This is a genomic window from Actinoplanes sp. NPDC051346 (assembly GCF_040682215.1).
Lineage (GTDB): Bacteria > Actinomycetota > Actinomycetes > Mycobacteriales > Micromonosporaceae > Actinoplanes.
The window spans coordinates 1-25,229 of the sequence record NZ_JBFBAJ010000029.1; the positions used below are offsets into that span (position 1 = coordinate 1).

Genomic DNA, 25,229 nt, shown 5'->3' on the forward strand with positions numbered 1-25,229 from the left:
CCGGCGATGTGGTGCAGGACGATGACCAGGGTGTGGTGGTGGGTGCTGGTGCTGAACAGACGCACCCGCAACGGCGCCTCCACCGCCAAATCGAAGGCACGCCGACACGTGTCCTCGACCGCGGCAGCGAGCGCCTCCGGTACAAGGCGCTCCTGTGCCGCATCGACTCGGCCTTCGCCGATCGGCAACACCTGCTGCGACGGCTCCCCGTCGGCCTCGACGTAGACGGTGCGCAGGATCTCGTGCCTCTCCACCACATCATTCACCGCCGCGATCAGCGCCGGACCGTCGACCTCGCCGGTGATGGTGGCGACCACCGGAATGTTGTAGGTCGAGGATGGGCCCTCCAAGCGGTAGAGGAACCACAGGCGACGTTGGGCAGACGACAGCGCAGTCACTGATCGGCTCTCTTTCGTGGGTTGTGCGACGCGTCAGTCAGGAGCGGACGAAGGCGGCCAAGCGCCGTACGCCCTCGGTGATTTCGGAGGGCGTGAGATGGCTGAAGGAGAGGCGAATGCTCCGCCGCGGGCGGCCGTCGCCGTGGAAAAGATGCATCGGCGTCCACAGGACCCCGTGCTCTCGAGCGGACCGTTCCAAGTCGCCGTCACCCACCGCGAAGGGGAGGTCGAGGAGGAGGAAGAACCCGCCCTCCGGGCGGTTCCAGGAGATCCCGGTCGACCGATCGGCGGGGAAGGCAGTATCTAGCTCGCGCAAGAGGTGCCGGAGGTTGCGCTGATAGAGGGTGATTTCCCGCTTGTTGGCCGCCCGCATGCTCAATCCGTGTTCCAACAGCTTCCCGCCGATGAGGGCCTGGCTGATAGGCGACGTATTTACCGTCAGCAGGCTCTTGATCTTGGCGACCTCGTCGGCCAGCAAACCCGACCTGCCGTCCGGCTTCGTCACCGTCTGGTCCGCGACAATGAAGCCGACCCGGGCGCCCGGGAATCCGGACTTGGCGAAGGACCCTACATAGACGACCTGATTCGTGCGATCGAGTGCCTTCAGGGACGGCAGGCTATCGCGTTCGTTGCCGAAAATTCCGTAAGGGCTGTCCTCGATTAGCAGGATTCCCTCTCGTTCGGCGATTCGCAGCAAAGCGGTCCGGGTCGGCCGATCAAGGCTGAGGCCCGTCGGGTTGGCGAAGTCGGTGTTCAGGTAGAGCGCCCGCGGTCGGTGCCCGCTCGCGCGGGCCCGCCGCAGAGTTCTGCCCAGGTCGGCCAGATCCAGTCCGTTAGGTGCTCCACGCACCGCTAGTACCTTGACATCGGCCAGCGCCGCCGCACCATTGAGGCCGGCGTACCCGGGCGACACCGTCAGCACAACATCGTCCGCCGTTCGGCGAAGTGCGCGCAGGATCAACCACATTGCTTCCTGCGCACCGACGGTAATCACAATCGACTCTGCATCGACGTCGATTCCCTCGTCGATCAGCAGGCTCTGAGCGACGAGGTCGTCGATGATGCCCTTGGTCCGGCCGTACTGCAGCAGCGTGCGACACACGACCGCTTCATCTTGGCCCGCCTGCCGGCGCAGATGTTCGACGTAGACATCGACGTAACGGTGCACCGCCTCGATGGAGAAGAACTCCTCGCTTGGTCGACCGGCAGCAAATGACACAGCGTCCGGATAACGTAGCGCCACCTCATTGAGAAAGTTCATCGATTCTGAGCCCGGCGTCTCGAGGAAGTCGAAGAGGTCCGTCACAGGAACGCCGAATACCGTGCTGGCCAAGAGAGTTCCATTTCGTTGCTCGGCGGGTTGGACTTCTAGCGGGGGGAAACCGCCCCTTGTGCCATGACCAGGCTGGCTGGACGCATATCGGTCCAGTTCGCCTCGATGTACGCCAGACATTCCTCCCGGCCGGACCCATCAAGAGCAATGGTCCACCCAGCCGGAACCTCAGCAAATGAGGGCCACAAGGAATACTGATCCTCATCGTTCGTCAGCACCAGGAACAAGCCGACCCCATTGTCAAAAGGATTCAACATAATTACTCCTCACCAGATCCAGGCAGCGATCCTCAACAGCATTTCCCCATCCCCTAAAGCAGAGGCCGAACCTTGTGGCGCTTTCCCAAGCCTTCTCTGCGTGCGGTGGAGATCGCGGCTGGCAATGTCTGATCTCCCCCGAGCGAGATCTGACACCTGCCGGCGCCCGCCCTCAATGCGTCCACAACAACGGCCGACGGTTGCAATCCCTCGACCTCAGCCCGGCGCCGGAACCCATACTGCTCGAGTGCGCTTCCACAGCACTTCCCACAGACTTCCCATCCGGGAAGAGCGTCGCGGCCGAGCCGTCACGCAGGGGCAGGCAAGCGTGAGAGGAAGACAGCGAGCGCCTGGGCCTCCCGCCTACGCACGGCCCATCGAAGTCGAGACGGTAGATGAATCACACCATAAATACGGACATCGTATCGATCATTGACACCTACAGAGGCAGGCTGGCACGGCCGGAGAGGGTCAGTGCTGCGCCGGACTGGACGCATCGGCTCGGCCTCTCTCATCGACCGTGAACACTGCTGCCCCAACATGTCGATCGACGACTACCGACATGACGCGCGGGTCGCGTTAGGATGCCCCGCATGCTTGCCTACCCCGACTTCCAGCCGGATTTAAGGTTCCTTCCCACACTGGCCGTGTCCCCTGACGGTGGTTCGGTAGCCTACGTCGATGACGCGACGGGCCAATTCAACCTGACGATCCAGTCAATTGACGGTGGAGGCACTCGCAGGCTCACCTCGTACGCCGACACTACGGTCCGGCACGTCGCCTGGCATCCCGCTGGCGACAACTTGATCTTCACCGCGGACGCAAAGGGCAACGAGAGCACGCAGCTCCACCAGATTTCGTTGCATGGCGGCGAGCCGCTGGCGCTGACGGAGTCCTCCAAGACCCAGTATGTTTTAGCGCGAGGCAATCCTTTCTCGCCGGACGGCAAGTATCTCGCTTATGCCGGCAACGATCGGGTTCCCCAGGACCAAGACGTCCTCGTACGTGACATGGCCAGCGGGGCGGTCCAGCGGATTTACGCGGGCGGCGGCCGAGTGCACGCAGGACACTGGTCGCCGGATGGTGATCGACTCACTGTGGTCGAATGGCGGACCACCAACAGCGACCATCTCGTGCATGTTGTTCCTCTGGACGGAGGACCCCCTGTCCTGCTTACGCCGAAGGACGAGGCGCACTGCTACTGGATTGGACCTTGGCTACCGGACGGGCGGGGATTCTTAGTCCTGACGAACGCGGGCCGCGAATTCAACGGGCTTGCCGTAATGGACGCCACCACCGGGGACCTCTCTTGGCTGGACACCCCCGACTGGGACGTGGACGAGGTAGCCATGTCTCAGGACGGTTCAGTGATCGCATGGAACGTGCGGGTTGACGGCGTTGCTCAGCTACGGGCCCGCGACATGACCTCTGGTGAAGACCTTGATCTTCCTGCCTTACCGATGGGGAGCGCCACCGGATTGACCCTCTCACCCGATGGGAGGTTCGCTGCGCTACGACTGTCCACGGCGACGCGGCCGTGGAACGTTGCGGTGATGGACCTGACTACGGGCAGCGTACGTTGGCTGACCGATTCGAAGCCGGTACGCGCAGACCGGACTACATTCATTGAACCAACACTCGCCCATTATCCAACCCGCGACGGACAGCGAGTGCCGGCATTCCTGTATCGGCCGGTTAATTCCGCACGTCCTGCTGGAGTTTTGATCTCCGTCCACGGAGGACCGAACTGGCAAGAGATTCCCGCCTACCTATACGACGGATTTTATCAATATCTGCTCAGCCATGACATTGCCGTGTTTGCACCCAACGTGCGGGGCTCCACCGGCTATGGCATGTCGTACCAGACGAGGATCTTCCGAGACTGGGGTGGCGTCGATCTCGACGATTTTGCCGACGCTGTCGCCTTCCTCCGAGACGAGAACTGGATCGACGGCGACCGTATCGGAATCTTCGGTGCATCGTACGGCGGCTTTGCTGTCCTGTCCTGCCTGAGCCGCCTTCCTGAGCTGAACTGGGCTGCAGGCGTTGACTTCTACGGCCCCAGCAACCTTGTCACCCTTGCCAAAGCGTCACCGCCTACATGGAAGACACTGGTGGAGACTATGTTCGGCGACCCTGATGCCGATGCCGCCGAGCTTCTGGCTCGCTCCCCTGTCACCTACGCCGATCAGATCCGTGCACCGCTGATGGTGGTGCAGGGCGCCAACGATCCCAGGGTGCCCCGGTCTGAGAGCGAGCAGATGCTGGAGCGCCTACGTACCCACGGGGTGGAGGTCGATTATGAGCTGTTCACCGACGAAGGGCATGGCTTCACCAAGCGCGACAACCAAGCGAAGGCGTTCTCAGCCGCAGGCGAATTCCTGATCCGGCACCTAGCCCCGTCGGATACGTAGTACCGCAACGGCACCCAGGCGGGTAGATCCGGCCTCCGCTCGCAATGAGGCCGGTTCATGCCTTGGTGCTTGCTTGTGGGTCAGCGGGACGACAGCAGATGTCTTGGGCTCGCGAGAGTAGAGGGCTAGTGTGGCGAGCAGGGTGGCTAACACCGGCCCGGTGTGGTCGATCGCCTGCTCGCCGCTCTGATAGTCGTACCTGGCGCCGGCGACGCTTGCCGTCCATCTTGATGTTATATGTATGGATTGGATGGTTTTAGCGCCCCTCTTCCATCCCGTCCGACGACCCGTGCTCGATTCCGAGTGCGCCACGGTTCCCCGCCGTCGGGTGCGACGCCAACCGCCCTCTCGGCACCGCGAGGCGACCTCCGGCATAGGCCACGATCTTCTTTCGCAAGTACCGTCCCCCGGCACCCCTCATAGGCGACTCCTGAATGCGCGAGTGACCGGCCGCCTGAAGGCATGGCGGCCGGTCACTCGCAACCGTTCAGTGTGGAGGCGCGAATTTACTTACCAGGGCTACACCAGTCGCACTCATTGGCGAGAACAGAGGTCGGCTGGCTAACCCGCTGAGCGACGATCGGTGCTGCGGTCACAGCGAGGGCGGTGACGGCGGCCAGGACAGCGGCGACGAGGCGACGTGTCATGAAGGGCTCCTTCGGTCTGTGCAGCATGGACGATCACCGATGGTATACCTGGGGTCCGACATTTTGGGGGCGCAGCATCACCGCGCTGCGTCAACCTCCTCGAGTGCCCGGCGTATGTAGCTCTCCATGAGCCCTGGACGTGGCTGACGGATGAGCTCCATTGCCTCCGTTAGGGCTCCCTTCGCCTTTTCTCGATGGCCTTGCTGGTGGTAACACATGCCCAAACCCCGCAGCGCTTGCGCCTGACCCCGCGGATCGCCCAGCACCTGCATTAGCGCAAGCACCTGCTCGAAGTTGCATTCTGCCTCGTCCAGTCGGCGCTGCTTCAAGCGCAACATTCCCTGCCAGAAGGTCACTTGAGCTTCCGCCATACGAAAGCCGTCGAGCGACTGGCAGAGTCTCAAAGCTTTGTCCATATTGATGTCCGCCGCCGAGTATTCCCCTCGCTCCAGGTGGACCTGGCCGATGCTCCGCAGAACGAAAGCCTCACCGGCCGCGTCCCCAGCGGCCCGCAAACCCGGGATAGCCGACTCATAATTCTCCAATGCCGAATCCATCTTGCCGAGGAAGCGATCAACCATGCCCAAATGCGCGGTAGTGATGGCGTGCCCGTGGCGCTCGCCTTCCTCATGGAATAGCCGGGTCGCTACCTCGAAGTGCTCCATAGCTTTTTCGTGCTCGCGCCTGTCTGCGCAGAGCATTCCCATACGATAACGTACGGCCGCCTCACCTTTTCGATTCCCGGCCTCCTGAACAGCCGCCAAGGCTCGCTCAGCGATACTCCGCCATTCATCGAAGTAGCGACGCATGGGAAACAACGGCGAAACCGTACACATGAGATCCCAGCAGCAGTCGACTTGGCCGGTCTCCGCAGCCCGTTCAACCACAGCCACGATGGCCGTGCGCTCAGTCTCGAACCAGCGCACCGGATCTGAAGCGAGTTCTTCGACATGCCGTCCTTGACTTGCTGGACGCAGCGCCGGACCGTGGATCGTGAGGTAGTCACCTCCGAAGATCGCCCTGTACGCTACGGCAGCAACTTCGAGATAGAAGGCGAACGCTCGCGACCGCGCCGCTTCAAGCTCACTGGGGCTCTCGTCGACGCTAGCTTGCTCTTGAGCGAAGAGCTTCACGAGATCATGCAAGCGGTACCGCGCGTATCCGGCACTGTCCTCCCCTGCCACCTCAACAAGCTGGTTGTCGAAGAGGTGTTCAAGCACCTGTTCCGCTACGCTCACATTCACGTCCAGGAGCGATGCTGCCAGGCCGACGCCTATCTCCGGAAGATTGATATCGCCAATTCTACGAAGCAGGCGCTGCCCGTCGGCATCGAGTCCGGCGAAGCTGAGAGAAATAGTAGCCCGCACATCCAGATGCTCGTGTCTTAGGTGATTCAACCTGCTTCGTTCGTCCTCGAGTAGTCGCACGATCTTGGCGATGTTCCAGTGAGGCTTGGTTACAAGCTTTGCTGCGACTATACGCAGTGCCAATGGAAGGAATCCACAAAGACGCGCTAGCTCCTGGGCCGACGCGGCCTCGTTTTGCACACGCTGGACACCCGCCATTCGACAGAGCAGCTGATCGGCGTCGGAAGGTCGCAACACGTCCACATCGATTGGGCGAGCTCCGAATGTGGCACCAAGACGGGCGCGGCCGTTTATGATGACTGCACAATTACGACCCGACGGGATAAGGGGTATAACCTGCGCCTCTGTCGCTGCGTTATCGAGAACGACCAGCACGCGCCTCTTGGCTAGCAGTCCGCGGTAAAGGTCCTGTCGCTCCTCCAACGTATGCGGCAGATCATCGACTCCGAGAGACAGCAGAAATCGACCCAGCGCAACAAAAGGTTCGACCGACGTACTTTGGTCTGCGCCGCGGAGGTTGATGTATAGCTGACCATCTGGAAAGTCACCGCTCAACTGGTGGGCGAGATGAATTGACAGGGCAGTCTTTCCCACCCCTCCTTGACCAGTCACTGACGCGGCAGCAATGCCGTCCTCACTGCCGATCAGGACTGTGCGTAGTGATTCGAGCTCCTGGGTGCGCCCAGAGAAGTCGGCAATGTCGGGCGGCAGAGTTCTTGGTATTTTCGCCGCAAATTGGTTCATCGAGTCCGCGTCAGGCGCTGAAACACTGTGGCGACGTGCGGATGGCGCCGGGCCACTTCCCTTTTCATCACGAGGATGCGCTGAAAGGATGCCTGCACCATCTAGGTTTCCTTGCAGCACGGCAAGGTGAAGTGCTTGAAGATCGGCTCCTGGGTCCACACCGAGCTCGTCAGCGAGCCAACGCCTCCAGCGATCGTAACTATGCAGTGACTCTGCGTTGCGGCCAGCGCGATACAACGCGACCATGAGTTGGCCGATGAGCCTCTCCCGAGTCGGATGAAGAGCCGACAGCTCTGCGATCTGGTCAACGATCTGGTTGTGATTGCCGAGTCGCAACTCGACGTCGAAGAGGTCCTCTGTAGCGGTGAGCCGGGCCGCATCAAGCCCTTGGCAGACGACCGCGAATGGATCTTCTTGGGTACAACCTCCCAGCGCCGGCCCTCGCCACAAGTCCAGTGCGCCGCGAAGCAAAGCACTCGCCTCTTCATCAGAAGCGACTTTCCGCGCCCGTTCTGTCGTCGTCCGAAACACCTGAACGTCGACGGATTCGGCCGGAATTCTTAGCAAGTATCCGGTATTCCCCGCTGTCTGCAGGTGGGTGCTGAGATCCTCTGGTGCCGCTGACCTCAAGACCGTCCTGATCTCGGATATGCGAGTCTGAACGACTGCACGGGCCTTCAGTGGAGGCCGTTCCCCCCACAGAAGCTCGAGCAACTTCTCCCGGGGCACTAACTGATTGGCCTCGAGCGCCAGAAAACCCATGATCAATGACTGCTGTCGGCGAGCGAGCGGAATTCGCCGTCCCGCATGCGACACCTCAATAGGACCAAGTATCCCTATGTCCACCTTGTCCTCGTTCCGGGTCAGCCGCGTGGGTGTAGCGGTTTAGCCAGTGATCGCACTCGGGAGAATATTCGTACAGACGACGGCACGAAAGCCTCATCAACGACCGATTGACAGCGCGCAATGAGCTGTACACTCTGCGTCAAGACGAACAGATGACACGATCGCCTACAGCCTGGTGCGTCGGCGGACCGGCCATCTACGCGCTCAGTCCACAGGAGATGGTGAGCCCTGGGCTGGTCAGCACGAGCCAGCACCGCTCCTCATGATGAAGCCGCAGCAGGACGTTCGCGATGCCGTCGGTGGGGTGGGGGGCTTCGGGGCCAGAGTTCTTCGCCACTCAGGGGGACTGCACTATTCGCCACTGCGCGAAGAGCCCGGTCCGACACCGCCATCAAGCAGGGTGGCCAGCGGCAGTGCAGCGGCTGCGCGACCTGGAATCCCATGGAGGTCGAGCCGACCAGGCATGTGGACTAGCAGTTCAGTTCCCTGCACAGTCCATGATGTTGGAGCGTGGGGTCGCGACGTTAGCGTCCAACCGTTGCGGTCAGCCCACTGACGCATCCCTTCCAGTCCGGTGAACGCCGCCCGACTCAGGACATCGGTGCGGTGGCCACCTCCTGCAGCCGACGCTGGAAATCACCCCGATCGAACTGCAGCGGGTCGGCGACCATGCCGGGCCCTGCGGAACCGCCGGGGCAGGAACCGTCGACCGCCGATGCGGTCGGTACGTCCGCGGCGGCATCCCCGTCTCCTGAGAGGCGACAGGCAGCCGCAACGTTGCCCTCTATGGCCGGAATGGTTACCTGGCCCCGCCCGGGATACAGCGACCAAGGATCTAGAGCGGGGGTCGCTTCGGGTTGGGGATCCAGCCGCTGCGGTCGGTCCAGACGTTGCCGCCCACGGCCGATGCCGGTGGGCGGATGGCGTCGTGGCTGCGGGTGCCGAGGTCGGGTCGTTCCTTGCGTTCCTGCTCGTCGATTCTGATCAACTGGAGGAGTTCTCCGACCGCGCGTTTTTCGGATTCGACCATGAAGTTGATAAATAGGCCGGCCACCTCGAGCAGTTTGTCTTCCGCGTGGAGCAGGGGCTGAACAGTCCGCGTACCCGGGTTGCGTAGTCCTGCATGGCCGTCAGTAGGCCGTCGATGCGTTCGTAGCCGGCGGCCGCGTACGCGTTGCGCAATCCCTCGAGTAGGGATGCGGCTTTCTTGCCTTCCTCGGCGAGCCAGGATGCTTGTTCCTGGATTTGCCCGAGCCAGGTGGCGCGGCCCGTGGCGTGTTGGGTGAACGCGTCGGCGGAGTTTCCTTCCCAGTAGCGGGCCAGGCTGGTGGTTTCGTCCTCCATGTTCGTGCGCACCGTCTTGTAGGTGTTGGCGACCGAGTGCAGCAGGTCGGCCCGGTTGCGGATGACGCCTGGGGCGCTGCTCCAGGCGTTCATGATCAGGTCGGACAGCGGCATCCGCAGGCCGGTGCCGATCTCGACGAGCATCGCTTCCAGCAGGAGCAGGTTGCCCCGGTAGGTGTGGACGAACTGGTCGAGGGCGTCGCCGCTGCCGTTCTCGTAGTACGTTGTCCGGCCGCCGCCGAGGGTCAGGTCGTTGCCGTCACTGGTGCCGAGGGTGAGGGGTTCCTCGACTACGCGGGTGCTCGGGAGAATCTCGTGGCCCACCGCGGCGAGCTGAGTGTTCTCCGGCGGGATGACCGGTGCGGGCCGCTCGTAGGGGTCGTGCTGGTTGTGCGGTGTGGTGACGATGCCGGCGCCGCCGCGCCGGACCCGGACCTGGTTGTCGTAGCCGTCCGCGGTGGGCAGGTACGGCGTCAGATCCTGGTTGACCAGGTCGAACGAGGTCGCGGTGGCGATGTCGGTGCCCTCGAAGTCGGCCGCGGTCTGCAGCAGGGCGTCGGCCATTTGCTCCATCTCGTCGCGCCCGGCGATCGCCTCGTCGACGCGGTGGTCGAGGGTGGTTTCCCAGTCACGGGCGAGCTTGGCGGAGACGTCGGGCAGGGTGCCCCAGGCACCGGGGGGTACGGCGCCGACGTGGTCGAGGAAGCGGCGGACCGCGCCGCAGGTGACGGCGTCCTCGTACCGTTCGGTGCCGTACGCGACCAGCGCCCGGGTCTCGACACGCAACGTTGCAGGCTGGGTCATGACCACTCCCCCGATCGTGTGGGCACCGGCTCAGGCGGTGTGAAGGCGGTAGCGAACAGCGGCGAACCGAAGTGCCTGGTGCGTACCTCGATGAATTGGCGCCGATGGTCGGCCACCGCCGCCAGCAGCGCCGCACGGATCTCGGCGGCGACCTCGTCGGCGTTCAGCCGGAGTAACGTGCCGCGGCGGATCCACACGTCGATCTCGCCGTTGGTTCGCGGGTGACCCTGACCGTCTCGCCCGGAGATCGGCCGGTGGCCCGGATGTTTTCGACGGCCTCGTAGTAACGGGTCAGATTCGCCATCGAGATCTCCTACTCCGGCTCGGGCACGGTCAGCGCCTTGTCGGCGGCCAGGCGGCTCAGCTGTTGGGCGTACGCCGTCGCAGCCTGGGCGTCGCCGCGGATGTTGATGGTGACGCGCGACGTGACCTGCCGGTCGTTCTTCGCCGCCCAGACGGAGACGAGGGTCTGCGAGCTGGTGGTCAGAGAACACATCCGCAAAGCATGGTAGTCCTGCGGGACGCTCACCGGGTCGGCAGTCCCCACGCACGGGAAGCTGGCCACGTCCTTGCGGGCGGTGTCGGGGTTGTCCGCGGCAACGGTGAACAGGTAGAGGGTGCCGGTGTACTTCTGGTCAGCGGTGACGAACGAGATTTCGCACGTTGAGGAGGACTGATGTTTACCGTTTTCCCGACCTTCGTCGGGGTCGGTCACCGTCCAGGCGCCGCCCTGCTCGGTCTGCAGGTTGGGGGCTAGATCGGTGCAGGTCGGCACCCACGGCCGGTCACGCAAGGGACCGAACCACCACACCAGAGCACCGGCGACCACGAGCGCGACCGCGGCGAGCACGGTGATCAGCCGGCGGTGAGACCAGCTCACCACGCGGTTCCGTAGCGTCGGTCAACGGTGCGGTCCGGCTGCTCGGCGGCACCCACGTCGGCCTGCAACGTCGCCAACGCCACCCGTGCGGCAGCACGCACCTGCCCAGCAAGAGACTCGTCCGTGTGCCGGTGCAGATCCCACAAGTCGACCTGCACCTGACCAGCCTGGTCGACACGCAGGCGCACCGACCGATCCGGCGACTGTACGTCCGCGTCTGGCTGCCAGCTGTCCTGTGCCACGAATAGCTCTCCCGTCAGATGCAGCAGCCCTTCACAGGAGTCCACGCACTCGGCCTTGACGCGGTTCACTCGTCCGGCTGTAACTCGAGATGCCAGGCTAGGACAAGCGAGCAGGCAAGTGCGATTTCCCGGTCGATCACGCGCCATCTTCGGCAGCCGTCGCTGGGAATCATTCCAGCGAACTGCAGCGGGTCGGCGACCAAGCCGGGTTCTGTAGAACCACCGGCAAGGGGTCCGTCGGCCGCCGACGCGTCCTTGCTGTAGGCGCGGCCCACGGCACCAGTCGCCGCTGTGAGGCGTCGCGCACCGCCTCGAGCACGGCGTTCGGCAAACGTTAGGCGCGAGTTGTCGCCGCTACCTCGCCGCCACCCTCACCGCGACCGCACGGCCGCGCGCATCCAGCGTCACAGTGACCGACTTGGTGGCATCTGACCCGTGATCGACCGATACCTGTGCCGCAGACCGCGCATCCCGGAAGAACTCGTCACCCTCGTCGACAAGGCTCGCCAGTGCATCTTGCCAATCATCCCGCATTATTCATTCCCGCTCGGTGTCGTCCCGTCGGCGCCGAGCCGCCATGCGAGCACGCGACGACCTGTCCAATCATCACCGCAGACCGCAATCCGGGCCACACCGGCTCTCGCAGCGTTTTTGGGAGGTAGGGACTACAGCGCGTACTCCAGTACCATGACGTTTCTCCATGTACGCGCTGCCACCTGCGGGGAGGGGTTGCGATGTTGCCGGCCGAAGCGCTCATGCGCCAGATCAGCGTCGAGATCGACGGGCTGAAGAGCGTGGCCGAAGCCATGCGCCAGGAACTTGAGTCGAGCTTCCGCACCCAGGTGACACCGATCCACGACGCTATGCAGCCCGGCGCGAGCATCGGCGGACCGATCGCAGGCGCCAGCTGGGTCGCCTTGCAGAACAAGTACAGCGCCAACATCCAGGCAACACTGGACGCCCTATTCAACCTCGATCTCGGCAGCCAGGCGGTCGCTGACGCCGCGCATGTGATCGCCCGCGACTACGGCGACGCGGATGCCTTCTCCGCGACCCGGGTCACGGATGTGCAGCAGGTCATCAGCTACACCCCGCCGGAGCCCGGAACCGACGCGGCGAGCACGGGGGCGGTCACCGGTGAGTGAGTACTCGTCGTACGACATCAAACAGCTGTTCGCGATGGTCACGGCCGCGAAGCAGACCCTCGGACAAAGCCACGAACAGATCCAGGCGTGGACCAGAGCGCAACAGATGCTCGACCGGCACTGGACCGCGTTGCAGGGCTTCCGCACGCAGCTCGCCGCGAAGTGGCCACCCGATCAGAACGCCGCCTCGGCCGCGTACCTGCTCGAGCTGGACCGGCTCCTCAACGCCGTGACCCAGACCGCACAGGCGGCGATCTCCAACGCGATACAGATCGGCTACGTCACCGAGGCGATCACCCAGGCGCACACGACTCTGGAAACGCTGCACCGCGAGTACGTCGACAACGAAGCCAAAATCGACAGATACAACAACATGGTCGACGCCGTCGGCACCGGGGCTTCGGCCGTGCACGGGCCGCTCGGAGGCTTCGTCGCCAAGGGCATCACCAAGGCGGTCACCTCGTCGCCCGTGGACGATGGCCGACAGGACCAGCTCCAGCAGCAGGCCCGCCAGGCGATGGACACCCTCAGTGGCGCCGCCCACGACGCCAGCGTCAACATGACCACCCCGCCGGACTACATGCCGCCGGACGTGGCGGTGGACCCCGGCGACACGAGCCTGGGAAACAGCTCGACCGGCGGCGGGGCGCAGCGGCCACCCACCATCGATCCTCCCGCGCATACCCGCGCCCACCTGACGGCGCCCGGTCACGTCGAGAGCGGCGCCGGCGGGAACGGCGACACGGCAACAGGTACCGGTTCGCATCCTGCTCCGGGCGACGCCGGTGCGCCCAGTGGCGGAGCGTCACAGCCGCCAGCGAGAGGAACAGGGCTGCAGTTGGCGGGCGTGATAACGCCAGTGCCTCCCCCGCCCACTCCCCTCCCGCCACCGGTGACCGGTCCGCCCACACTGCCTGGCCCGACCCCGATTCCCCCGGTGCCCGGCATTGCGCCGCTGCCTGGTTTCACCAGCGGCGGACGGGTTGCGGTAAACCCGACCACGGCCGGCGGAACACGTGTCGTCGGCACCAGCGGGGGCGCTGGCGGCCGCGCGTTGCCACCTGGCGGCCGCATCGAGGGAGTCACCGGGCTACCCCAGCAGCGCGGGGGACAGCTCGGAGGCTCGCGAGCCGGCGTCCAGCGCGTCAACCCGGTCGGTGGCGTGATCGGCGCCCAGCGCGGAAACTCGGTCGGCGGCGGGGTCGGCGCCCAACGCGGGAACCCGGTCGGCGGCGTGACCAGCACCCAGCGCGGAAACTCGGTCGGTCGTGGGATCGGCGCGCAGCGCGGTCCGAGCGGGAGCGGCGTCCCTTTACCGGCGAACTCGGGCGTGACGGGCATGGCGCGGGGCCGCCGAAGTGGCGGCTCCGATCCTGACCACGGTCGGCAGTGGGATCCGGACAATCCGTGGGCAGTCATCGAGGGTGTGGCACCCGTGATCGAGCCCGACCCGGCCGACACCGTCGATCCCGGACCCGGGATCATCGGACTCCATCGGTGAGGGCACGCCAACCTCGTTGGATCGCCGCCTGCGCGGCGGGCGTGCTGAGCGTCCTGCTCGCCGCGACACCGGCGGCCGCCGATTCCACCCGTGGCCGGCAATGGCACCTGTCCACCCTCGACGTCGCGGCCGCGCATCGGGTGAGCACCGGTGAGGGCGTCACGGTTGCCCTGATCGACACCGGGGTCGCCGCGCACCCCGACCTGGCCGGCAACGTGCTACCCGGCATCGACCTCACCGGCGGGGGTGGCGACGGGCGGACCGACACCGACGGGCATGGCACCGCGATGGCCGGCCTGATCGCCGCCCACGGCCACGGCCAAGACGGCGCGCTCGGCATCGCCCCGGGCGCGAAGATCCTGCCTATCCGGGCTAAGTTCGGAAAAATCGGCTCCTCCCCCAACGTCGCCAAGGGCATCGGTCTGGCCGTCGACCGCGGCGCGAAGGTCATTTCGATTTCTTCGGTAACAGGGACGTTCACCGCCCTCAAACAGGCAATCCAGGACGCGGTCGCCCGCGATGTCGTCGTCGTGGCAGCCGTCGGCAACCGCCCAGGCAGCGTCGCCGTCGGCTATCCGGCGCGCTACCCCGGAGTCCTCGCGGTCGGCGCGACCGGACGCGACGGCAGCCTGGCCAAGGTCAGCGTCACCGGCCCGGAAGTCATGCTGACCGCGCCCGGCGTCGACATCGTCTCCACCGATAGCACGGGTGACTACCGGATCGCTACCGGCACCAGTGACAGCACCGCCATCGTGGCCGGCGCCGCAGCCCTGATCCGGTCCCGCTACCCGGACGCGACCGCCGCAGAAGTCATCCACCGGCTGACCGCCACCGCCACCGACAAAGGCCCACCCGGCCGCGACCCCCAGTACGGATACGGCGCGCTCAACCTCGTATCCGCCCTGACCACTGCCAACCTGCCCGCCGCAGCGCCCCCGAGCGCGTCGGCGTCGCCGGTGGTGCCCGCGCCGACCGCCACCGCAACAGCAACGCCGATCAACGCGTCCGGCCCGATTTTCCGTTTGAACACAGCGGTTTTCGCGGCCATCGGCATCACGGCCCTCATCGTCGTCATGGCAGGCGTCCTGCTCGTCTGGCTGATCGCACGCCGCCGACGACGACGACATTAAACAAGGCGTCGCTCGCTGCCCTTCCATACGCCTCGCGATCTTGTGAGCAGCGAACCATGGCACCCGTGCGGTGCGGCAACACCGCGCAGCAGGCGGCGGCTCGATCGGGCCCAACCTCCTGGCGTAAGGCTTGCCGCGGCCCCAACTGATGTCCAAAGAAGGCTGGGACAACCGTTTGGGTGCCGAGCCGAGCGGCCCGAACCCGCATACCCGCCGTGACTACACCATGACGCATCAGCTACTGCCTATGTCAGGCGTCCGTCTCGCCGGCTCCCCCCGTGGCCGGCGAGACGGGGCGCCTTTCGCAGCGCTACCTGGACGAGGGGCGCCGAAGTGGGCATGGACACGCTCGCCGCCGTCACCAAAGTCACGGCCCACACCGTTCACGACCGCCGGCGGACGTTGGTTAGTCGGAGCGCCGGATCTTACGCATGAGCATGGCCCAGACTCCGAATCCGGAACCGACGTCGCCGGTGACTGCACCCGCCGCAGACCCCATGAACAGGGCATTGGCGCAGTCCGGGCAGACTTCCCGCCCAGTGACCGTCTTCTCGAACGGTTCCCTGACCCGCCGACCACAGTAAGGGCAGTCTCGGCCTGACAAGCCCATGCGCACCTCCTGTCACTCGGAGAGTACGGGCAGTGCGCCAGATCAGTCTCGTATGGATCGGTCGCCGCGACAAGAACGGTGAATGACACGATGGACCGATGCTCTGGCCGGTCCTCGTCCGCGACAGTTGTTGCCCTCCTGATACCACCTGGTCTCTGGGCGAGCGGGTGGAGACCCGCCTGAACTGGCTCGACGACCCGGATCTCCCCGCCGGCGTGGTACTGCATCAGGTCGCCGCACGAGCCGGCACATGGCTGGACGCCGACGGACAGTCCTGGGCGCAAATGATCGAGGCCGGTGACCTCCGCGCGCTCCGGCAAGGCGACCACCGGGGCGGCGACCTGGTGCTCGACGGATGCCTGATGGTCGACGCCTACCCGGTACTCACCGGCGAGTTGCCCCTCACAGCCGGCGTCGCGCGGCGGGTCCGGCTCGTGCAGGACCTACACGAGCGAGGCACCGACGACTGGATCCGCCACCCCGACCGCGTGCGCCTGATCGACGTACCCGATGCCAGCCCGGACCCTCTCCGCGACGACCCAGACCTGTTCAAACCGACGCCCCCGGACTGGGAACCCGATCCCGACCATGCAGATCCTCAGTCCCGAGCAGTACAACGCCCTGGTCCGCGACCAGCTGCCCCCAGAACAGTGGCAGGCCCGCGGCTTCCTCGTCGATCTGGACGTCGCCGATCGCGCGACCAATGTGGATGGCCCGTACGTCAGTTGAGCAGGCGGTGTGCCCAGTAGACCTGCCCGTCCGGTCCGACGTTGATCAGTGCGACGAGCAGGTCGTCAACTTGGATCGGGGCGCTGGCAACCAGCAACCCAGGCGGAGTGCCGGGGCGTGCCGGTTGCAGCACGAGGGCGAAAGTGACCGGTGATGCATAGATGGACGTGGCGAAGATGACGTTGCCGCCGCCCCAGGTGCGGCCATCGATCTCGCGTGTACCCGCGCCCTGCAACCAGGAGTAGCGATCTTGGGCCCTGTCCTGAGCGCCGTCTGAGCCGACGAAGACTTCGTCGGGCCACGGCGACTTCACCGCGAGGTGTCCGGGCAACAGCTGGGTGCGCTTGTCCAGCACCACGATCCGGAACGATCCCCCGTCCGGGTGTTGCGGCGGCCTGCGCCAGGAGACCTGCCCGAGTATGATCTGATCACCCTTCTCGGCCGAGACCACGGTGACCGGGTCAAGGGCGGCGTCTGCGGTCGCCTGGTCGACCATGCGCAGGGTCGCGGTGGCGCTGAGCGCTTGCGGTCCGTACGGGGGTCGGTTGTGCCACCATCGCCAGCCGGCGACGCCGCCGGCCGAGACGACGAGCATCACCACGCTGAGGAACAGACTCGTCCGGCGCTTCACATGCCGTAGTACAGCACGGCAAGGTCATCACTGAGCTTAAGTGTTGGCCATACGACAACCAGCTGCCATCGCCGTTGCTGCCGTGCAGAGCCGGCATGCGCCTGCTCACCGACTCCGCCTGACTAGCGATCCTCTTTCCGACATCAGTGGGTTGCCCACACCGGCCGCGGTCACCGACACCAGGTTTCCAGAAGCGCCTTCTCGCATGGGGAAACGTCGCGTTTGTCGAGTCCAGAGGATACGAAGGACAACGACAGCAGCACCGCTCGCGGCCGCTACCCACAGTCGCCTGCGCCCAGCCGGCCGCCGAGCTCCACACCACCCTGTCAGTCGCATAGAACCAGCTGTCACGGCTCCACGGAACCTGGGGAAGATCACTCGTGGAAGCGGGGTGTCCGTCAAAAACGGGGCAGGCCCAGTCCCCTCTAGCCTGACCCGGTGGATGTCGACGAGTTTTGGTTCCTCATCGAGGCGTCTGGTGATGCGAGGATAGAGCGAGTTGAGCGCGAGGCGTTTCTGCGTGAGCGTCTATGGCGTGCGCCCCGTTCTCATCTGCTCGACTTCGTGCAGCATCTCTCCGCAACGCGGGAGCCGGCCAACACGTATCGACTGTGGCACGCCGCGGAAGTCATCATGGGAGGGTGGTGCGGTACTGACTCGTTCCACTACTTCCAGATGTGGCTCGTCGGGCTAGGTCGCGACGCCTACGACGCCGCGATTGCCGACCCGGACGCGCTCGCTCTCCTCTCAGCGGTACGCCGGTTGGCTGCCCTGCCCAGACCTTGGCAGGACAACGACTTCCCGGACTGGGAGTCGCTGGAGTACGTTGCCTGCGAGATCGGCGAACAGCGCCCGGACATCGACGGCGATGTCCGCGACGTGCTCAGCGACGAGCGCGGCATTCGGTTACGGATGGATCCGAATCCCGATGACATTGCTCTGCAACCCGCCGAGGTAGCCGGCCAATACCCCCGTTTGTGGGCACTGTTCGGGGAGCACTGGAGCCCGTAGGCGCCGGTCAGCAACCCGGCGATGCGCTTCTGACCATCTCCGATCCGGGTGGTGCGACCAGGCGGATACCGGCACACTCTCGTACCGCCGAGAAGCGGACGGCGTCACTCGATGTGATCACAGTATGGAGTGCACTTGCGGCCGATGGAGTGAGCAAGGTCCCGGAGAAGGCGCCCGAGTCGCTCGACTTCCTCGGCGGTCGGCGGAGTGATGGGTGCGCTGGCCGCGATATGTTCTCCGAGTTCGTACAGTGCCGCATAGAGGTCTTCGGCGGTCGCCCGGTCCATCCAGTCGCAGCACGATGTCGTGTTCCACCAGGACGACCTTATTGTCATCCCGCGGATAGCGCGCTGCGCAAACGGCGCAAAGGCCGGGACCTAATCAGTCCTCGTCGTCGGACGACTTGAATGACGGCCCGCGGGTCCAAGGCTCGCGCGGCCCGGTTCGGTAGGCGCAATCGCCGGGCTCGAGGTCGAGCACGTCGAGCAGCGTGAGGTCGTGTTCCACGGCGTGGTGAAGGTGACTGAGCTTGGCCGTCGCGGGGTCGGCGTCGCTCGCGCCGATGAGTTGCCAGAGTCCGTCGTCGGCGTCGTGGCTGACGTACAAAATCGGCTCTGTCCGTGCGAAGACCTCGCCGGTCTGAATGCTGGTGGTGCCCAACAGCCAGTGCTTCATCCACTGCGCACGGCGGTCACGTTCCATCACTCGGTCCACCACCCACCAGATGAACGGCAGGCACTCGTGCGCGCGGGCCTCGCTCGCGGTCAGGTCCGGGCCGCCTTCGGGCACTCGCTCGAACGGCTCATCGACGAGCGAGCAGGCATAACTGTTCTCGTTGTCGAAGAAGATCGCGTGGAAGCTGGCGCCGCCCGGGTTTCCGGCCCCGATCCCTACAGTGAGCCGGGCGAGGTGGTGATCGGGCTCGGTCGTCCAGCCGAACGCGTACGACGCCAGCTCGCCGCGCGGCCCGACGAACTCACCGAAGGCGCGGCGCTCCACGCCCGTCCCGACCGGTGTCTCGGTCAGCCGGCCCTCGATCACCTCAAGATCCACGGGGCCAACCTACAGCAGGACCAACTACAGGCGCTGAGCGTACGTAATTCGCCGAGTCTGCGCTTCTGGGGCGAAGCGGTCGACCGGGGACCACCGGAATGCCTCCGGGTTCTGGCGGTTCGGGCGGTGGCCGCGACTCCTCGGATATCAGCGAGCCCTTCCCCGACGGCCGCTGCCTGGCAGCGTTGTGGTTCAACCCTGGACTCGCCGTCTGCGCTGATGATGGTCCGGCCGTATCGCCAGCGGGTGCCGGTGCGACGGTTGATCCCGACTTCCCTGCAGGCTGCCGAGTTGTTCATGCCCTGCGCCATGAGGCGAAGGTAGTGATCACGCTTCGCTTGCTCCGGGCCGGCACCGGGTGGCTTGCGCGGACGACGAGGCCTAGCCTAGGCACGGCAACTCCTGAACGGGTCAGGTGTTGCGACGACCGTTAGAACCCAAGCCCGTCCGGTGGGGCCATGCGACGGTTCTGGCACCGTAAGTGTGGACAGCCACCCGAAACGATGGTCCGTGCGAGGCGGCGCCGCAGCTGCGGTCACCACCTAGATGAAACGGTGTCGCATCTGATCGCAGTCGGCCGTAGTCTCACGAGCCGACGATGCGCAGGGGGGACCGATGGGCGGAGAACGAGAGACGACGTTGCGGGGGCTTGTCGGCCTGTCGATCGAGCCCGCCAACGAACCGCCGCACCACCTGGTGCTCAAGCTGGGTGTGCGCCGCCTTCGGTGCAGCCTTGAGCTCGACCACCCCGATTTCGGCATGGACGGCCGACTGGACGGCATTTTCACGTTGAACTGCTGGCTCGCTCTGCTCGAGCGACTCTCGACAGGCAGCGACCCGGTCGTGCTACTGGGATACGACTTCTCCGACCAGTACTCGGGCTGGCTTCGGGTAGGCCCAGTCCACGCCGGTTCGGTAGAGGTCCAGCCAGGAGTCAGCGGGTTCGCCGACTACCAGCTAGAACTCTCGGACCTTCTAGACCCTCATCGGCGAATTCATGATTTCCAGCCTGACGATGCTCCGGGCATCGTACGACCGCTGGCCGACATCGTCGCGCAAGTAGCGGCTGCCCGAGATGCCCTCGCTAAGCGTCGCGCTACCGAGGACGATGACGTTCAGGCGGACTGAACTTCTCGGAATGCGTCCTCCACACTTGCTGTGCCAGAACCCATGCGACACCGTCAGAATCATCGCAGAGGTTGATGCGTACAGCCAGGTCGCAGTAGAGATCCGTTAGCGCTGGCTCACATCTTCTTAGCGAGCAGGTATCCCTGTGGAGTCGTCTCCTGCTGCTCGGCGGGTCGGCCGCCCCAGAACACCGTCTCGAATCCAGCCTCAGTGACCCGGCGTTCCATCTCCTGAGGGGGCAGCCAGTAGGCGTCGAATTCGACACCGCGGCCGATGCTGCTACCCCGCCGCTGAAGCTCGCCGTCGCCGGCTTTGAACGCGGTCACCAGGTATCCCCCGGGCTTGATGACGCGAGCCAGTTCGCTAAAGGCGGTCGACCTGTCGGATGGCGCGAGGAAGATCAGCGAGTACCAACAGACGACCCCGGCCAGGGAGGCATCCTCGAAAGGCAGTTCCCGCAAGTCGGCGACGTCGAAGGAGAAGTCCGGATAGTCGCGCTGAGCGACGCGCACCATCTCGGGTGAGAGATCGATCCCGCGAGGTAGCATGCCTTGTCCTGCCAGGTACCGAGCGAGCCTCCCCGTTCCGCAACCGACGTCTGCCACGTCCACGCCCACCTCGGCGGCAAGGGTGAGCTCGCAGAACAGATCGAGTATCGCCCGCTCGATGGGCATAGCCTCCAGCAGACCCGCCAGACGGTCGGCGTAGAACTCCGCGAGCCCATCGTGGGCGGCCCTCAGCTCTTCAGTCTTCGCGTCCATCGGCGAACCTTAACGGCCGTGGGCATAAGCAATCCCTAGGCAGCGGCTGACGCTTGCCTCTCGCCTCGCAGATCGCCTCACGGCGCGCTGCCGGCGGCTGCGCCGGCATGAGCGTCTGCGCCTGCTCGGCCGTCAACGGTACGAGCGTGAAGATGTCGGCCGTGCCATCCACCGCCGCGTACCAGATCGCCCGCCATGAACAGTGCCGGGAACTGCGGCACCGTACCGCGATCACCAGCACCCGGGTCCGCGTGGGATGCCGGACCAGGTGCTCGATCGCCTCGATCGAGCAGTCATCACCCCAGTGGACGTCGTCGAGGACGACCCAGTGCGCAGCCAAGACTTCGCCGCAGCGCAGGTGGGCGGCGAACGAGGTCGGGGAATCATCTCGAGCTCCACGAGACCCGGACCGAGTGCATGCTGCGGCCATAGCCGCTGAGCGGCAGATGCCGGTGATCTGGTTGACGCCGGTCCTGACCGACGGCTCCGTGGTGGAGGCGATCACGGCAAACCCTGCTCCGCAGCTGTTGGTGGGTGGAACCGGCGCCCGGTTCGGGGTGCCGCGGGCCGCGCTGGCGACCGGAAGACAGGTACTGGAGATACCCGAGGCCGACCACAGTTTGCGCGTGCCAGGGTCGGTGCGCCGGTATACCGGTGTCCTTGGTCTGGTGGAGTACGCGCAGGTATGCCTCGAGGAGATCAACCGCCCTGCCCGAGATCCACACGACCTGGCCGCCGCCCATCAGCGCCTGCTCGCCGCCGAACACCGTGCGGTCGCCGCGGTCGCCACGTGGGGAACACGCTGAGACCATGGCCGCGCAACGGCAAGCGGACCAGAAGATCTGGCAGATCCGGAAGCGGTCCGAACGCCAATGGTTCCGCGTCGCCGGCGCCCTCGTCGCGGTAGGTGCCCTCTGCGCGGTGACCGCCGCCACGCTGACTCGGCGACGGCGTCGCGTCGCGGCCGGCGTGGCCCGGACGTCGGGTGAGTCTCCCGGCGGCACCGATTCGCGGTCCCGCTGATCAACCTCGGGCGGTCACTGGCCGGACGGGGACCGAACGCGCGTTCTCTGCAGCCACGCACGTGCATGACTCCACTGAGATCACTCGTCGAATCCGATGATGAGTCGGAGGTCTTCCGGAGCACCGAGCTCGGCCAGCATCGCCAATCGCTCGAAGAAATACGGACTCAGAAAGTCGCGCAACCGACGATGCTCACCCTCTCCTTCGCGGGCCAGCGCGGCACCGTCGCCGTCCTTGTGGATACGACGGTCCCAGAAGACTTGCTCGTAGTCGTACGCCTGCAGTTCGGCCAGCGTCAGCCACGACACCGAGACGAGGTCCGGACGCCACCAGTCGAAGTCGTCGCCGATGACGTCGCAGCCGGCGGGAAGACCGCGCGGCGCGGCGATCACCGGCGAGTGTGAGTAGTTACGGACGTCGGCCAGGAACCCGAAGATCCCGTAGTCGGGATGCTCGAAGACTTCGTTCGTCCGGCCACCGCTCGAGCTGGGGAACGTGTGGCGGACTCGCCGCCAGCGGCCGTCGCGGTAAATCTCCACAGCTGTGTGAATGTCTGCCACCACACCGTGCATTCTGTAGCCGGGCGGGGGCCTTCGGAGCTAGTTCACGGGTATCAGCTGTGCACTCTCATCGGCCACGAGCGAGCGCAATTGCCCGGGGATGGCACTCACACCGCGTGACTGCAGTTCGGGATGAGGCGCATGGTTGGCGGGATGGGGATACCGCCGTCCAGCGTGAGCGTGTCGGTTTCCGGCAGTAGGCCTTATCCGAGCGCAGTCTTCAAGACCCAGGAGGTGGGCCGAGGACGGTCGGGGGAGGTCAGCGCGCCCGGTGGACCAGAGAAGTACCTGGATCGGATCCCCGGCCGGAGCGTGGGGGAAGAGCCTGGCGAGTACGACGCTGCAGAGAGACTCAGGTGGACGCCAGCGGATGCCGAGCCCTTCGGTGATGTCGTGGGTGTGCATCAGTATCTCGTTCACGCCCAGTGCCGCGAAGCCGCTCGGGTCTGTCGGGCCCCAATGCCAGGCTCGTGTCGAAGGGTCGGAGGCGGCCAGGATAGTGCTCAACATTCGTCCTGCACTGGCGGCTATTTGCAGCACGTCGCGGGGCGGCGCGTCGTCGCGTACCACGAGGTCGAACGGGAGATAGGCGGAGTCAGGGCGAGCGGCGAGCTGCCCGGCGTAGGCGAGGAGGTCATGCGCGATGTGGGCGGCTGTTTGCCAACAGCTCCAGTCGAGCGTGCCGGCCGGGCGGCACCAGTCCGCGGTTTCGTGTGGTGTGAGTACCCGAACCATCCCGGCCACAGCTTGGTCGACATCACGGCTGCCCATTGGACGCATGACGAGAAGCCTGCCAGATTTTGCGCCGCTCGCCGAACGCGCGCTCATCGGCTAGATCCGGACACCGCCGTCCCCGCTCCCGGTGACTCAGCGTAGTTTACTGAGGTTCGCGGGCGTGCCGTTGAGACGCACCGTTGTCAATGGCTGCTGTGTACCTCGTGGCGAACCCGGCTCTACAGTTCAAAGCGTACGCCGACATGCCGGACGTTCACCTTTCCACCGCGCGAACCAGCCTCGACAGATGACACGCGATCGGTTGCTCAGGCACGCTGAAGGAGTCAAAGGAAGTCCCGCCAGAAGGCCACAGTCGCATTCGGGTTCCAGCGCTGATCTGTCCTGTCCATACCCGGGCCGCCGAACTCCTGATGGATGTAGTCGGCCAGGTCCGTGCCGTAATAGATGATGTCGGTCTGCACGACCGAGAGGACTGGGTGCCCGAAGGTTCCCCGCCCGGCGGGCAGGAACCGATGTCCGTAGACGGGTACCAGACGCGGCGCCTGCGCCAGCTTCAGTCGCGCCGTCTCCAACGCCTCGTCGCGGCCTGCCGGCCGATCGCCCCAGGTCTCGTGCCATACCGCGTTGTGTTCCACGTCGAAGAGCACCCCTTGCACCGGCAACTCCAGACGCTCACGAATGGCGCGGGGGTCCCCGTCGCGCCAGTCCGGCCAAGGTCGCTCCCACGCATAGGACACGCCCTCCTCCGGCTCGAACGGGACGTTCAGCGGCAGCCCCGCCGCAAGGAACGCCCGATGGTCATCGGCGAACTCGAAGCCGAACGTCGTCTCGATGCGATCGAACTCCTCATCCGTCAAGCCCGGCCCGATCTCACAACACCCGGTCTGCGCGAGACGCCGTGCCGCCTCCATGCCCAGTCGGGCACCCTCACCGTTGATCACAGTGGCACGCTAGTGCTTCGGGCCGACCGGGATGAACCGATATCGTGCCTCCGTGATCCGGACATAAAGCGCCACCATTCGCGGGGGAGGACCGAGGCACCCTGTTCGGAATCAAAATCGTTGCGGAGGTGCAGCCTCTCGTCGTTACCGCAGTGCCTGCGTCACGTTGACCAGATCTTCCGGAGGGAGTCCACCCGGTCGGCGGGCCGCATATTCGCTGTCGCAGATCAGCACGTCATCTTGCACGGACCATCTGACCTCTCGGCCTGTCACCAGTTGCTGAGCGGCTTCCATCGCGGTCTCCTTCGAACACGCCGCGTCACCGACAGCCAGAAGCGCTTCGGCTACCCGGCCCACGACGTCGGTGGGCATATCCGTGTCCCCCAGCGCGCGGACCAGCAGAAGCAGTCGCTGAGCGGCTGATCCGAGGGTGCCCCGCCCGATCAGCCTCTTCGCTTCCGGCCATGACAATCCAGGTCCGTAGGAGTGGGCTGCGACGGCTGCCACGCTGATGCATCGACCATCGCCGGGCAGGACGACGAAGTCGTGGCCTTCGGTCTCATCGGCCACGTGCCAGATGGCAAGCGCGAAGTCCCCGGTCTGGGTCCCGAACCTTAGTACCGGCCATCGACCCGACTGCTCGATCTCTTTCCACAACTCGTCGATCTGGTCGGTCAACCAGGTTCCTTCACCGCTGCCGAACAGCGCATCGAGGAGTTCCTCGTCAGCTGCGTCGTACAACAGGCTCGCCCAGAACGCTTGCCGTTCGAGCAGCCAGGTTCCATCGGACAGGAGTTCCAGTTGCAGGCTCTCAGGTGGGATGCCGTCGAAGCCACGCAGGTAGTCAACGGCCTCATCGCGAGCGAGCATCTACCCATGATCGCAAAGAACGGTCACTGCCGGGACTGTGGATCTTTCGGTGTTTCCGGTCTGACCCGCCGGGCGTAGCCCGGCGAGGAAGGCGCCGTGATGACCACGACACTGGATGATGTGAC

25 protein-coding genes are annotated in these 25,229 nt (G+C 65.2%); 9 read left to right on the forward strand and 16 right to left on the reverse strand.

Annotated elements, in window-relative coordinates; translation table 11 throughout:
* From AB0M36_RS37095 to AB0M36_RS37105, 3 genes are all read right to left on the reverse strand, one after another.
* The coding region (locus tag AB0M36_RS37095) for a condensation domain-containing protein (RefSeq protein ID WP_364167339.1) at positions 1 to 398 on the reverse strand (398 nt) is incomplete at its 3' end.
* Between the two features lie 37 nt (positions 399 to 435).
* Positions 436 to 1,731 (reverse strand): PLP-dependent aminotransferase family protein, encoded by a 1,296-nt coding sequence (locus AB0M36_RS37100; protein WP_364167342.1) that lies wholly within the window; start codon positions 1,729 to 1,731, stop codon positions 436 to 438.
* A gap of 35 nt (positions 1,732 to 1,766) precedes the next feature.
* Complete coding sequence (locus tag AB0M36_RS37105) at positions 1,767 to 1,991, reverse strand: MbtH family NRPS accessory protein (protein WP_364167404.1); 225 nt, start codon at positions 1,989 to 1,991, stop codon at positions 1,767 to 1,769.
* 590 nt (positions 1,992 to 2,581) lie between these two features.
* On the opposite strand from AB0M36_RS37105, the gene AB0M36_RS37110 reads away from it, so the two are divergent.
* Entirely contained in the window at positions 2,582 to 4,402 is a 1,821-nt protein-coding gene (locus AB0M36_RS37110; protein ID WP_364167345.1) for a S9 family peptidase, read from the forward strand.
* 724 nt (positions 4,403 to 5,126) lie between these two features.
* Here the strand turns inward: AB0M36_RS37110 and AB0M36_RS37115 are convergent.
* The 6 genes from AB0M36_RS37115 to AB0M36_RS37140 all read right to left on the reverse strand — a co-directional run bounded on the left by AB0M36_RS37115 (position 5,127) and on the right by AB0M36_RS37140 (position 11,345).
* Positions 5,127 to 8,006: a BTAD domain-containing putative transcriptional regulator gene (locus tag AB0M36_RS37115; protein WP_364167348.1), complete on the reverse strand. Its 2,880-nt coding sequence runs from the start codon at positions 8,004 to 8,006 to the stop codon at positions 5,127 to 5,129.
* 835 nt (positions 8,007 to 8,841) lie between these two features.
* Positions 8,842 to 8,994: a hypothetical protein gene (locus AB0M36_RS37120; protein WP_364167351.1), complete on the reverse strand. Its 153-nt coding sequence runs from the start codon at positions 8,992 to 8,994 to the stop codon at positions 8,842 to 8,844.
* Positions 8,991 to 10,154, reverse strand: a complete 1,164-nt coding sequence (locus tag AB0M36_RS37125; RefSeq protein WP_364167354.1) for a hypothetical protein — start codon at positions 10,152 to 10,154, stop codon at positions 8,991 to 8,993. Before AB0M36_RS37125 ends, AB0M36_RS37120 begins: the two co-directional genes overlap by 4 nt.
* On the reverse strand, positions 10,151 to 10,351 hold the full coding sequence (locus AB0M36_RS37130) for a hypothetical protein (protein ID WP_364167357.1): 201 nt from the start codon (positions 10,349 to 10,351) through the stop codon (positions 10,151 to 10,153). Before AB0M36_RS37130 ends, AB0M36_RS37125 begins: the two co-directional genes overlap by 4 nt.
* A 116-nt stretch (positions 10,352 to 10,467) precedes the next feature.
* The gene (locus tag AB0M36_RS37135) at positions 10,468 to 11,034 is read right to left on the reverse strand and encodes a hypothetical protein (RefSeq protein ID WP_364167359.1); all 567 of its coding nucleotides are present in this window, start codon (positions 11,032 to 11,034) and stop codon (positions 10,468 to 10,470) included.
* Positions 11,031 to 11,345 (reverse strand): hypothetical protein, encoded by a 315-nt coding sequence (locus AB0M36_RS37140; protein WP_364167362.1) that lies wholly within the window; start codon positions 11,343 to 11,345, stop codon positions 11,031 to 11,033. The genes AB0M36_RS37135 and AB0M36_RS37140 overlap by 4 nt, the downstream gene beginning before the upstream one ends.
* A 665-nt stretch (positions 11,346 to 12,010) precedes the next feature.
* Here AB0M36_RS37140 and AB0M36_RS37145 point away from each other — a divergent pair.
* The 4 genes from AB0M36_RS37145 (at position 12,011) to AB0M36_RS37160 (ending at position 16,391) form a co-directional block, all read left to right on the forward strand.
* A complete protein-coding gene (locus tag AB0M36_RS37145; protein WP_364167364.1) occupies positions 12,011 to 12,421 on the forward strand; it encodes a hypothetical protein in 411 nt (136 codons plus the stop codon).
* Positions 12,414 to 13,922 carry a hypothetical protein gene (locus tag AB0M36_RS37150; RefSeq protein ID WP_364167367.1) on the forward strand — a complete coding sequence of 503 codons (1,509 nt, stop codon included), beginning with the start codon at positions 12,414 to 12,416 and terminating at the stop codon, positions 13,920 to 13,922. Before AB0M36_RS37145 ends, AB0M36_RS37150 begins: the two co-directional genes overlap by 8 nt.
* Complete coding sequence (mycP, locus tag AB0M36_RS37155; protein WP_364167370.1) at positions 13,919 to 15,052, forward strand: type VII secretion-associated serine protease mycosin; 1,134 nt, start codon at positions 13,919 to 13,921, stop codon at positions 15,050 to 15,052. The genes AB0M36_RS37150 and mycP overlap by 4 nt, the downstream gene beginning before the upstream one ends.
* A 1,198-nt stretch (positions 15,053 to 16,250) precedes the next feature.
* The gene (locus AB0M36_RS37160; protein WP_364167372.1) at positions 16,251 to 16,391 is read left to right on the forward strand and encodes a hypothetical protein; all 141 of its coding nucleotides are present in this window, start codon (positions 16,251 to 16,253) and stop codon (positions 16,389 to 16,391) included.
* Here AB0M36_RS37160 and AB0M36_RS37165 read toward each other — a convergent pair.
* Positions 16,384 to 17,022, reverse strand: coding sequence for a hypothetical protein (locus tag AB0M36_RS37165; RefSeq protein WP_364167375.1), 639 nt, complete (start codon positions 17,020 to 17,022; stop codon positions 16,384 to 16,386). The genes AB0M36_RS37160 and AB0M36_RS37165 overlap by 8 nt on opposite strands.
* A gap of 438 nt (positions 17,023 to 17,460) precedes the next feature.
* On the opposite strand from AB0M36_RS37165, the gene AB0M36_RS37170 reads away from it, so the two are divergent.
* A complete protein-coding gene (locus AB0M36_RS37170; RefSeq protein ID WP_364167378.1) occupies positions 17,461 to 18,033 on the forward strand; it encodes a DUF4240 domain-containing protein in 573 nt (190 codons plus the stop codon).
* 381 nt (positions 18,034 to 18,414) lie between these two features.
* On the opposite strand, the gene AB0M36_RS37175 is transcribed toward AB0M36_RS37170, so the two are convergent.
* Positions 18,415 to 19,032: a hypothetical protein gene (locus AB0M36_RS37175; RefSeq protein WP_364167379.1), complete on the reverse strand. Its 618-nt coding sequence runs from the start codon at positions 19,030 to 19,032 to the stop codon at positions 18,415 to 18,417.
* Between the two features lie 669 nt (positions 19,033 to 19,701).
* Here AB0M36_RS37175 and AB0M36_RS37180 point away from each other — a divergent pair.
* Positions 19,702 to 20,214 carry a hypothetical protein gene (locus AB0M36_RS37180; protein ID WP_364167381.1) on the forward strand — a complete coding sequence of 171 codons (513 nt, stop codon included), beginning with the start codon at positions 19,702 to 19,704 and terminating at the stop codon, positions 20,212 to 20,214.
* A gap of 116 nt (positions 20,215 to 20,330) precedes the next feature.
* Here AB0M36_RS37180 and AB0M36_RS37185 read toward each other — a convergent pair whose 3' ends face one another.
* On the reverse strand, positions 20,331 to 20,975 hold the full coding sequence (locus AB0M36_RS37185) for a methyltransferase domain-containing protein (protein ID WP_364167384.1): 645 nt from the start codon (positions 20,973 to 20,975) through the stop codon (positions 20,331 to 20,333).
* On the reverse strand, positions 20,959 to 21,315 hold the full coding sequence (locus AB0M36_RS37190) for a hypothetical protein (RefSeq protein WP_364167387.1): 357 nt from the start codon (positions 21,313 to 21,315) through the stop codon (positions 20,959 to 20,961). The genes AB0M36_RS37185 and AB0M36_RS37190 overlap by 17 nt, the downstream gene beginning before the upstream one ends.
* 106 nt (positions 21,316 to 21,421) lie before the next feature.
* Here AB0M36_RS37190 and AB0M36_RS37195 point away from each other — a divergent pair, with 106 nt between their 5' ends.
* Positions 21,422 to 21,781 carry a hypothetical protein gene (locus tag AB0M36_RS37195; RefSeq protein WP_364167390.1) on the forward strand — a complete coding sequence of 120 codons (360 nt, stop codon included), beginning with the start codon at positions 21,422 to 21,424 and terminating at the stop codon, positions 21,779 to 21,781.
* 4 nt (positions 21,782 to 21,785) lie between these two features.
* Positions 21,786 to 21,998 (forward strand): hypothetical protein, encoded by a 213-nt coding sequence (locus tag AB0M36_RS37200; protein ID WP_364167392.1) that lies wholly within the window; start codon positions 21,786 to 21,788, stop codon positions 21,996 to 21,998.
* Between the two features lie 80 nt (positions 21,999 to 22,078).
* Here the strand turns inward: AB0M36_RS37200 and AB0M36_RS37205 are convergent, their stop codons facing one another.
* The 3 genes from AB0M36_RS37205 to AB0M36_RS37215 all read right to left on the reverse strand — a co-directional run bounded on the left by AB0M36_RS37205 (position 22,079) and on the right by AB0M36_RS37215 (position 25,104).
* A complete protein-coding gene (locus AB0M36_RS37205) occupies positions 22,079 to 22,558 on the reverse strand; it encodes a hypothetical protein (protein WP_364167395.1) in 480 nt (159 codons plus the stop codon).
* A 1,058-nt stretch (positions 22,559 to 23,616) separates the two neighbouring features.
* Positions 23,617 to 24,234, reverse strand: a complete 618-nt coding sequence (locus AB0M36_RS37210; RefSeq protein WP_364167398.1) for a hypothetical protein — start codon at positions 24,232 to 24,234, stop codon at positions 23,617 to 23,619.
* Positions 24,235 to 24,378: 144 nt separating this feature from the next.
* A complete protein-coding gene (locus tag AB0M36_RS37215; RefSeq protein WP_364167401.1) occupies positions 24,379 to 25,104 on the reverse strand; it encodes a hypothetical protein in 726 nt (241 codons plus the stop codon).
* Positions 25,105 to 25,229 lie beyond the last annotated feature (125 nt).